The sequence below is a fragment of the Skermanella sp. genome (genome assembly GCF_059503625.1).
Map to the genome: position 1 here is coordinate 1 of NZ_JCACHA010000810.1, position 9,145 is coordinate 9,145.

Consider the following 9,145-nt stretch of genomic DNA (forward strand, 5'->3'; position numbering starts at 1 on the left):
AGATTGACACGGTTGATGCCAAATCCTATGTTTCGCCACCGCTCGCGGTGTATTTTGTGCGCTGCGGTCATGCCCGGTCGCGGGCATGCGCCACTGTCGCGCACCGATTAGCTAAGGATTTGCAATGAAAGTCCTCGTCCCGGTTAAGCGGGTGGTCGACTACAACGTGAAGATCCGCGTCAAGGCGGACGGCTCGGGAGTCGAGACTGCCAACGTTAAGATGTCGATGAACCCGTTCGACGAGATCGCTGTCGAAGAAGCGGTTCGTCTGAAGGAAGCCAAGACAGCTACCGAAGTGGTCGCCGTCAGCCTCGGCGTGCAGGCCGCGCAGGAAACCCTGCGCACGGCGCTCGCCATGGGCGCCGACCGCGCCATCCACGTCGTGACCGACGCCGAACTCCAGCCGCTGGCCGTCGCCAAGCTGCTCAAGGCCATCGTCGACAAGGAACAGCCGCAGCTCGTCATCATGGGCAAGCAGGCGATCGACGACGATGCCAATCAGACCGGCCAGATGCTCGCGGCCCTGCTGGGCTGGTCGCAGGGCACCTTCGCCTCCAAGGTCGTGCCCGGCGCCGATGCCGTGACGGTGACGCGCGAAGTGGACGGCGGTCTCGAGACGGTCGAACTGAAGCTGCCCGCCGTCGTCACCACCGACCTGCGCCTCAACGAGCCGCGCTACGCTTCGCTGCCCAACATCATGAAGGCGAAGAAGAAGCCGATCGACAGCATGTCGCCCGCCGATCTCGGCGTCGACCCCGCCCCTCGCCTGAAGACCCTGAAGGTCGCCGAGCCGCCCAAGCGCTCCGCCGGCATCAAGGTCAAGACGGTGCAGGAACTGGTCGATAAGCTGAAGAACGAAGCCAAGGTGATCTGATATGAGCGTCCTCGTCATCGCCGAACACGCCGATGGTGCCGTCAAGCCCGCGACCCTGACCACGGTCGGCGCCGCCGCCAAATTGGGCGGCGACCTTCACGTCCTGGTCGTCGGCTCCGACGTTCAGGCCGCCGCCCAGGCCGCCGCGAAGATCGCGGGCGTGTCCAAGGTGCTGACGGCCGACGCCGCCCAGTATGCCCATGGACTGGCCGAGAACGTGGCGCCGCTGATCGTCGAGCTGGCCAAGGGCTACAGCCACGTGCTGGCGCCGGCGACCAGCTTCGGCAAGAACGTGTTGCCACGCGTGGCGGCCCTGCTGGACGTGGCGCAGCTCTCGGAGATCGTCGCCGTCCATGACGCCGACACCTTCGACCGGCCGATCTACGCCGGCAACGCCATCGCGACCGTCCAGTCTTCGGACCCGGTCAAGATCATCACCGTTCGCGGCACAGCGTTCGATCCGGCTGCAGCCGAGGGCGGCAGCGCCGCGATCGAATCCGCCACGGCCGGCGCCGACGCGGGCCTATCCAAGTTCGTCGGGCAGGAACTGTCGAAGTCGGAACGTCCGGAGCTGACCAGCGCCCGCACCATCGTTTCCGGTGGGCGGGGCATGCAGTCCGGTGAAAACTTCCACATGCTGGAAACCCTCGCCGACAAGCTGGGTGCCGCCGTCGGCGCCTCGCGCGCGGCGGTGGATGCCGGCTATGTGCCGAACGATTATCAGGTCGGTCAGACCGGAAAGATCGTTGCTCCCGAGCTCTACATCGCGGTCGGCATCTCAGGCGCCATCCAGCACCTGGCCGGGATGAAGGACTCCAAGGTCATTGTGGCCATCAATAAAGACGAGGAAGCGCCAATATTCCAGGTCGCCGATTACGGCCTCGTGGGTGACCTGTTCAAGGTCATTCCCGAGCTGACGGAGGAACTGGACAAGGTGCGATAATCGCTTCCTCCAACGTCGCCGCAAGGAATTTCAATGATTCAGAAAATCGGTGTCATCGGGGCCGGGCAGATGGGGAGCGGTATCGCTCACGTCTGCGCAGTATCCGGCTACGACGTCAAACTGTCCGACATCAGTGCCGATGCGCTGGCCAAGGCGGTGAGCAATATCGAACGGAACCTGGAGCGCCAGGTTTCCAAGGGTAAGATTTCCGCCGAGGACAAGCACGCGGCCCTGGAACGGATCACCACGGGCACCGACCTTGCGATGTTTGGGGATAGCGACCTCGTCATCGAAGCGGCGACGGAAGCCGAGGAGACCAAGCGGGAGATCTTCAAGCGGCTGGTTCCGCATTTGAGCCCGACCGCCTTGATCGCCAGCAACACGTCGTCGATCTCGATCACGCGGCTCGCCGCCGTGACCGACCGGCCGGCCAAGTTCATCGGCATGCACTTCATGAACCCGGTGCCGGTGATGCAGCTCGTCGAGCTGATCCGCGGCATCGCGACCGACGAGGAAACCTACTCGACGGTCAAGGAGCTGACGGTCAAGCTGGGCAAGAAAGCCGCCGTGGCGGAAGACTTCCCGGCCTTCATCGTCAACCGCATCCTGCTGCCGATGATCAACGAGGCCGTCTACACCCTCTACGAGGGCGTCGGATCGGTCGATGCGATCGACACCGCGCTGAAGCTGGGCGCTAATCACCCGATGGGACCGCTCGAGCTGGCGGACTTCATCGGCCTGGACACCTGTCTGGCGATCATGCACGTGCTGTATGACGGGCTGGCGGACAGCAAGTACCGTCCCTGCCCGCTGCTGGTGAAATACGTCGAGGCCGGCTGGGTCGGCCGCAAGGCAGGCCGTGGTTTCTACGACTACAGCAAGCCGGTTCCGGTACCGACGCGCTGACGCGCTCCGGATTGCCGAACGGCATCGAAAAGGGCTCGCCACGGCGAGCCCTTTTTGCTTTTGCCGGATGCGGATCTATTTCCGTCCGGGAACACCACTGGACAGGAGAACCCCCGTGTCGTTCAGCGACGACGAGAAGGCGAAGATCTGGGACGAGTACCGCGACGCCGTCAACATGCCCCCGAAGGAGGTCGAGCGCTGGCTCGATACCGACGAAAGCAAAGGCGTCGGCTGGACGCATGACGGCGAGGACGAATCGGTCGGCCACCAGTCGGGACGGCGGATCGTCGAGATCGGGCACAAGCGCAAGGGCGACTTGTCGGATGACGATTACCACCATATGCGGAAGGTGACCGCCTACGTCCACCGCCACTGTGCCCAGGGTCCCAACCACGACGTCGAAAGCTCGCGCTGGCGCTACAGCCTCATGAACTGGGGTCACGATCCACTGAAGAAATGACCGAAAGTCCGGTCACCCCGTACAGCCGGATCACCCGCTCGTCTTCATCATCGCGGGCGGACGCACGCCACCGTCGATGAAGTGCTCAAGCAGCTTAACGGCTTCATCGCTGTTCCACTCGGCATCGCCTTCCAGCCGGCCGACCTCGTAGCCTTCGCGGTCGATCAGCATGGTGGTCGGCAGTCCGCGCGGCTTGAAGGCGCTCATGGCGGTGCTCTGCGGGTCCAGGTACATCGTGAGATTGCGGACTCCCAACTTGGCGAGGAACGGCTCCACCACAGTGCGGCCGCCCCGGTCGAGCGACAGGGCCACGACCTCGAAGCCGGTTCCCCCCAGCCGCGCCTGGAGCGCGTCGAGCGACGGCATCTCCTTGACGCAGGGCGCGCACCACGTCGCCCACAGGTTCAGCAGCACGACCTTGCCCTTGAAGTCGGCCAGCTCGACCCGTTCGCCGTCCTTGCCGATGAAGCTCAGGGCAGGCGCCGGTTGCGGCGCATCCGCCGGTTTGAACTTCTGCATGCTGCCCTCGATGGGCGGACGGGCCGCATTGGCCTGCCCCGCGTCCGACGCGAACCACCATCCGGCCGCACAGACGATACCGAGCATTGCGGCGGCGGTGAAATTACGCATACTGACCACCTTTTTCATATCCCGTCCCACGCTCTTCCCCTTGGCCTCCAATAAACTGCATCCCATGACCGAAAAAGACACGCCCAAATCCACCAGCGCCGATTCGAACCCCGGTTCGAACCGGGGAGCCGCCAACCAGCTCTGGGGCGGACGTTTCGCCAGCGGCCCGTCCTCGATCATGGAACGCATCAACGTCTCGATCGGCTTCGACAAGCGTCTGGCGGCCCAGGACATCGCGGGCTCCAAGGCCCATGCCGCCATGCTCGCCCGGCAGGGAATCATCCAGGCCTCCGACGCCGACAAGATCGTCGAGGGCCTCGACCGCATAGCGGAGGAGATTGCCGCCGGCAGCTTCACCTTCAAGACCGAACATGAAGACATCCACATGAACGTGGAAGCCAGGCTGGCCGAACTGATCGGCGAGCCGGCTGGGCGGCTGCACACCGCGCGGTCGCGGAACGATCAGGTGGCGACCGACTTCCGCCTTTGGGTGCGCGATGCCCTGGACCGGCTGGAAGCGGGCTTGACCGACCTCCAGTCCGCCATGATCGATCTGGCCGAGCGGCATACCGGCACTGTCATGCCCGGCTTCACCCATCTCCAGACGGCGCAGCCGGTGACCTTCGGTCACCATCTGCTGGCCTATGTGGAAATGCTGGGCCGCGACCGGGGCCGGATGCGCGACGCCCGCGCCCGCCTGAACGAATGTCCGCTGGGATCAGCAGCCCTTGCCGGCACCTCGTTCCCGATCGACCGCCATGCGGTGGCGCAGGCTCTCGGCTTCGACCGGCCGACCGCCAACTCGCTCGACGCCGTGTCGGACCGCGACTTCGCGCTGGAATACCTCGGCGCGGCCGCGATCTGCGCCGTCCACCTGTCGCGGCTGGCCGAGGAAATCGTGGTCTGGTGCAGCGACGCCTTCCGCTTCATCCGCCTGACCGACGCCTTCACCACCGGCAGCTCGATCATGCCGCAGAAGAAGAACCCCGACGCGGCGGAACTGGTGCGCGCCAAGTCGGGCCGGGTGATCGGCTCGCTCAACGGATTGCTGATCGTCATGAAGGGCCTGCCGCTGGCCTATTCCAAAGACATGCAGGAAGACAAGGAGCCGGTGTTCGAGACGGACGACACGCTCGGCCTCTGCATCGCCGCCATGGCCGGCATGGTCCGCGACCTGACGCCGGACGCCGCCCGCATGCGCGCCGCGACCGAAGCCGGCTTCATTACCGCGACCGATCTTGCCGACTGGCTGGTCCGGGTTCTCGGCCTTCCCTTCCGGCAGGCGCACCATGTCACCGGCCGCATCGTCAAGCTGGCCGAGGACCGCAACGCCAAGCTGGCCGAACTCAGCCTTGCCGACCTACAGTCGGTCGAGCCCCGAATCACGCAGGCCGTGTTCGACGTGCTGACCGTCGACGCCTCCGTCGCCAGCCGGACCAGTTTCGGCGGGACCGCGCCCGAGACGGTACGCGCAGCGGTTTCCTCAGCCCGGGAGCGCTTCCTGTGAGCACCAGCCTTACCTTCCGCATTGCAGCCGCCCTTCTCGCGACCGTCGCCCTCGCCGGCTGCGGCAAGAAGCCCGGTTTCGTCGAGCCGCCCCAGGGCCGCGCCACCGACCGCTTTCCCGGCGTCTACCCCAACCCAACGCTCGATCCGCAACCCCAACGACAGGCGCCGCCGGCAACGACGGCGCCCGCCGCAACGCAGGCACAACCCGGCACGCCATGACCTCACCCTATTTCACATACCGCAACGGCGTGCTGCATGCCGAAGGCGTCGCTCTGCCTGAACTGGCGGCGACGGTCGGCACCCCGTTCTACTGCTATTCCACGGCGGCGCTGGCGGCGAACTACCGCGCCTTCGCCGATGCTTTCGAAGGCTCCGACACCGGTATCTGCTACGCGCTGAAAGCCAACTCCAACCTTGCCGTCATCCGCACGCTGGCGAAGCTCGGCGCCGGCGCCGACGTGGTGTCGGAGGGTGAAATGCGCCGGGCGCTGGCCGGCGGCATCCCGGCCGATCGGATCGTGTTTTCCGGTGTCGGCAAGACGCGGGAAGAGATGCGCTCGGCCCTGGAAGCCGGCATCTTCCAGCTCAACGTCGAATCCATCCCCGAACTGGAAGCCCTCAGCCAGGTAGCATCCTCGCTAGACCGGACCGCTTCCATCGCGATCCGGGTCAATCCCGACGTGGATGCCAAGACGCATGCCAAGATCGCGACCGGCAAGAAGGAGAACAAGTTCGGCATCGACATCGACCACGCGCGCCAGACCTATGCCCGCGCCGCCGCCCTCCCCGGCATCAAGCCCGTCGCGGTAGCGGTCCATATCGGATCGCAGCTTACCAGCCTGGAACCCTTCCGCGCCGCCTTCGAGCGGGTGGTCGAACTGGTCCATGCCTTGCGCGAGGACGGCCACGACATCCAGCGCCTCGACCTCGGCGGCGGCCTCGGCATCCTGTACCGGGACGAGGACGTGCCGTCGCTCGATGCCTATGCCGGCATGGTCAAAAGCATCACCGGCAATCTTGGCTGTCACGTGACGCTGGAGCCGGGTCGCGCCCTTGTCGGCAACGCCGGCATCCTGGTGTCGAAGGTGATCTACCGGAAGACCGGCGTCCACCGGGAGTTCCTGATCGTCGATGCCGCGATGAACGATCTTATCCGCCCCTCGCTTTACGATGCATGGCACACTATCCTTCCTGTGACCGAGGAAGACCAGGACGCGCCCCGGACCCGGATCGACGTGGTCGGGCCGGTGTGCGAATCCGGTGATACCTTCGCGGTGCAGCGGGTCTTGCCACATTTGGACCAAGATGATCTGGTGGCATTCCTGTCGGCCGGTGCGTACGGGGCGGTGATGTCGTCGACGTACAACACCCGGCCCCTGGTCCCTGAAGTTCTGGTTTCGGGGTCCGACCACGCGGTCGTCCGGCGACGGCCCACCGTGGAGGAAATGCTGGCGGCGGAACAGGTGCCGGCGTGGCTGGACAAGTAAGGGCGCTGCCTGAAGCTCCCTGACACGCCACACCGGCCGCACATGACAGGGGAAGCGGGATGAACGGGACCGACGAGCCGCGCTTCAGATTGGGACTGGCCCGCGGCGCACTGGCCTGGGAACAGATCTGGCCCGCTTTCTGGCCGGCGGTCGGAATCCTGGGCGTGTTCATAGCCCTGGCCCTGTTCAACGTGCTGCCGTCACTGGGCGGCTGGCTGCACGCGCTGGTGCTTCTCCTGTTCGCCGCGGCCTTCGGCGCCGCCCTCCGGTACGGCATCAAGCGGATACGGCTGCCCGACGGTGCCGCGGCGCTCCGCCGGCTGGAGCGCGACAGCGGGCTGACCCACCGCCCGCTGGCTGCCGTCCGCGACACCATGGCGGGCGGCTCCGATCCGGCGACCGCCGAACTGTGGAAGCTCTACCAAGAGCAGGCGCGTCAAAGGATGCGGAACCTCAAGGTCCGGCTTCCGCATCCCAACCTGGCGGCCCGCGACCCCTGGGCTCTGCGCGCCGCCGTCGGGCTCATCCTGTTCGTCGCGGCGTTCGGCACCAGGGGCGACTGGGGTCCCCGCATAGCGGCCGCCTTCACGCCCCACCTGGACGGCTCCGCCCAGCCCGTCGACGCCGTACTCGACGTCTGGGTGACGCCGCCCGACTACACCGGCCTCCCCCCCATCTTCCTGCGTAGCGGCCCGCCGGCCGCGCAAGCTGCGGCGAACGGCGAGCCTGCCGCAGCGCCCCAGGCGATCCCCATCCCGACCGGAAGCGTCCTGCTCGCCCGTGTCAGCGGCGGATCGGGAGCGCCGGCGCTCATGGCCAACGGCACGTCGTCCGCCTTCGAACGGGTGGATCAGGTCAGCTACCAGATCACCCAGCCGGTAACCAGGGGAGGCACGATCTCGGTCGAGCAGAACGGCAGGGCGCTGGGTTCCTGGCCGGTCACCGTGGTTCCGGACACCGCTCCCATCATCGCCCTTCCGGCGCCGCCGTCCGCTGGCGAGCGCGGCGCGTTGCGGCTGGAATACGAGGCCCGCGACGACTACGGCATCGTTGCGGTCACCGGCACGGCCCGGCTCAGCGGCGATGTCGCCGAGCCGGGCATCGACAGGATGCCGGTCGAACTCCAGCTGCCGCTGCCCGGAGTGCGCCCGAAGACCGCGCGAAGCACCAGCTTCCATGATTTGACGCCGCATCCCTGGGCCGGTTTGCCGGTAACGCTGCGCCTGTCGGCGACCGACGGCGCCGGGCAGACCGGGATGTCCGAGGACGTGGCACTCGTCCTGCCGGAGCGGGAGTTCCAGAATCCCGTCGCCCGCGCCATCATCGAGGAACGCAAGAAGCTGACTCTCCGGCCCCAGGCCGGACGCGAGGATGCGGCCCGCAGTCTCGGCATCATCTCGGCCCGCCCCTACCAGTTCCATGACGACATCGTCGTGTTCCTGTCGCTCCGCTCCGCCGTGGCGCGGCTGTATCTGGACGAAACGCCGGACGCCGTGCCGGCGGTTCAGAAGCTCCTGTGGGACACCGCCCTTCGGGTGGAGGACGGCGAGTTGTCGCTGGCCGAACGGAACCTGCGAGACGCCGAGCAGCGCCTGACCGACGCGCTTAACCGCGACGCACCGGACCAGGAAGTCCAGAAGCTCATGGACGAGTTGCAGCAGGCGCTGAACGAGTTCCTGGACGCCATGGAAGAGCAGATGCGCCAAGCCATGGAACGCGGCGAACAGCCGCCGCAGATCCCGCCGGAGATGATGGGCCAGACGATGGACCGGCAGGATATCCAGAAGATGCTGGACCAGATGCGCCAGATGGCCGAGACGGGGTCCCGCGACGCCGCCAAGCAGATGCTTTCCCAGTTGCAGCAGATGCTGGAGAACCTGCGCAACGGCAACATGGCCCAGATGCAGCAGAACCAGCAGAATCAAGCCGGCCAGATGATGCAGAAGATGCAGGATCTGGCCCAGCGCCAGCGCGAGTTGCTGGACCAGAGCTTCCGCGAATCGCAGCAGGGCGAGCAAGGGCAACAGGGACAGCAGGGACAACAGGGGCAGCAAGGTCAGCACGGGCAGCAGGGCCAGATGCCCGGCCGCCAGCGCGGGCAGCAGGGACAGGGGCAGCAGAGCCAGCGTGGGCAACAAGGGCAGCAGGGAAAGGGCCAGCAGGGCCAGCAGGGACAGGGCTCGTCCAGCGCCGCCCAGCAGGAAGCGCTGCGGCGGGAACTAGGCGAGGTCATGCGTCAGCTCGGGGAGATGGGCGGCGAGATCCCCCGCCCGCTCGGTCGTGCGGAACGTGCCATGAGGGAGGCCGGACAGGCGCTTCAGCAGGGTCAGCCCGGT

Annotated in this window: 9 protein-coding genes; 8 read left to right on the forward strand and 1 reads right to left on the reverse strand. The window is 66.4% G+C overall.

Annotated features, from left to right (window positions below; genetic code table 11):
• Window positions 1-124: 124 nt before the first annotated feature.
• The 4 genes from AC5JJ6_RS28810 (at window position 125) to AC5JJ6_RS28825 (ending at window position 3,183) form a co-directional block, all read left to right on the forward strand.
• Window positions 125-874, forward strand: a complete 750-nt coding sequence (locus tag AC5JJ6_RS28810; RefSeq protein ID WP_496045354.1) for an electron transfer flavoprotein subunit beta/FixA family protein — start codon at window positions 125-127, stop codon at window positions 872-874.
• Between the two features lies 1 nt (window position 875).
• Window positions 876-1,817 carry an electron transfer flavoprotein subunit alpha/FixB family protein gene (locus AC5JJ6_RS28815; RefSeq protein ID WP_496045355.1) on the forward strand — a complete coding sequence of 314 codons (942 nt, stop codon included), beginning with the start codon at window positions 876-878 and terminating at the stop codon, window positions 1,815-1,817.
• 33 nt (window positions 1,818-1,850) lie between these two features.
• Window positions 1,851-2,723 carry a 3-hydroxybutyryl-CoA dehydrogenase gene (locus AC5JJ6_RS28820; protein ID WP_496045356.1) on the forward strand — a complete coding sequence of 291 codons (873 nt, stop codon included), beginning with the start codon at window positions 1,851-1,853 and terminating at the stop codon, window positions 2,721-2,723.
• A 115-nt stretch (window positions 2,724-2,838) separates the two neighbouring features.
• Window positions 2,839-3,183: a DUF3140 domain-containing protein gene (locus AC5JJ6_RS28825; protein WP_496045357.1), complete on the forward strand. Its 345-nt coding sequence runs from the start codon at window positions 2,839-2,841 to the stop codon at window positions 3,181-3,183.
• A 30-nt stretch (window positions 3,184-3,213) separates the two neighbouring features.
• On the opposite strand, the gene AC5JJ6_RS28830 is transcribed toward AC5JJ6_RS28825, so the two are convergent.
• On the reverse strand, window positions 3,214-3,813 hold the full coding sequence (locus AC5JJ6_RS28830; protein ID WP_496045358.1) for a TlpA disulfide reductase family protein: 600 nt from the start codon (window positions 3,811-3,813) through the stop codon (window positions 3,214-3,216).
• A gap of 64 nt (window positions 3,814-3,877) precedes the next feature.
• Here AC5JJ6_RS28830 and argH point away from each other — a divergent pair, with 64 nt between their 5' ends.
• The 4 genes from argH to AC5JJ6_RS28850 all read left to right on the forward strand — a co-directional run.
• Window positions 3,878-5,320: an argininosuccinate lyase gene (gene argH, locus AC5JJ6_RS28835; RefSeq protein WP_496045359.1), complete on the forward strand. Its 1,443-nt coding sequence runs from the start codon at window positions 3,878-3,880 to the stop codon at window positions 5,318-5,320.
• Complete coding sequence (locus tag AC5JJ6_RS28840) at window positions 5,317-5,541, forward strand: hypothetical protein (protein WP_496045360.1); 225 nt, start codon at window positions 5,317-5,319, stop codon at window positions 5,539-5,541. Before argH ends, AC5JJ6_RS28840 begins: the two co-directional genes overlap by 4 nt.
• Window positions 5,538-6,809 carry a diaminopimelate decarboxylase gene (lysA, locus tag AC5JJ6_RS28845; RefSeq protein ID WP_496045361.1) on the forward strand — a complete coding sequence of 424 codons (1,272 nt, stop codon included), beginning with the start codon at window positions 5,538-5,540 and terminating at the stop codon, window positions 6,807-6,809. Before AC5JJ6_RS28840 ends, lysA begins: the two co-directional genes overlap by 4 nt.
• Before the next feature lie 59 nt (window positions 6,810-6,868).
• Window positions 6,869-9,145: TIGR02302 family protein (locus AC5JJ6_RS28850; protein WP_496045362.1), on the forward strand; the 2,277-nt coding region annotated here is incomplete at its 3' end.

Coding starts and splice junctions, on each gene's coding strand:
- AC5JJ6_RS28810 (WP_496045354.1), top strand. CDS start 125: ATGAAAGTCCTCGTCCCGGTTAAGCGGGTGGTCGACTACAACGTGAAG.
- AC5JJ6_RS28815 (WP_496045355.1), top strand. CDS start 876: ATGAGCGTCCTCGTCATCGCCGAACACGCCGATGGTGCCGTCAAGCCC.
- AC5JJ6_RS28820 (WP_496045356.1), top strand. CDS start 1,851: ATGATTCAGAAAATCGGTGTCATCGGGGCCGGGCAGATGGGGAGCGGT.
- AC5JJ6_RS28830 (WP_496045358.1), bottom strand. CDS start 3,813: ATGCGTAATTTCACCGCCGCCGCAATGCTCGGTATCGTCTGTGCGGCC.
- argH (WP_496045359.1), top strand. CDS start 3,878: ATGACCGAAAAAGACACGCCCAAATCCACCAGCGCCGATTCGAACCCC.
- lysA (WP_496045361.1), top strand. CDS start 5,538: ATGACCTCACCCTATTTCACATACCGCAACGGCGTGCTGCATGCCGAA.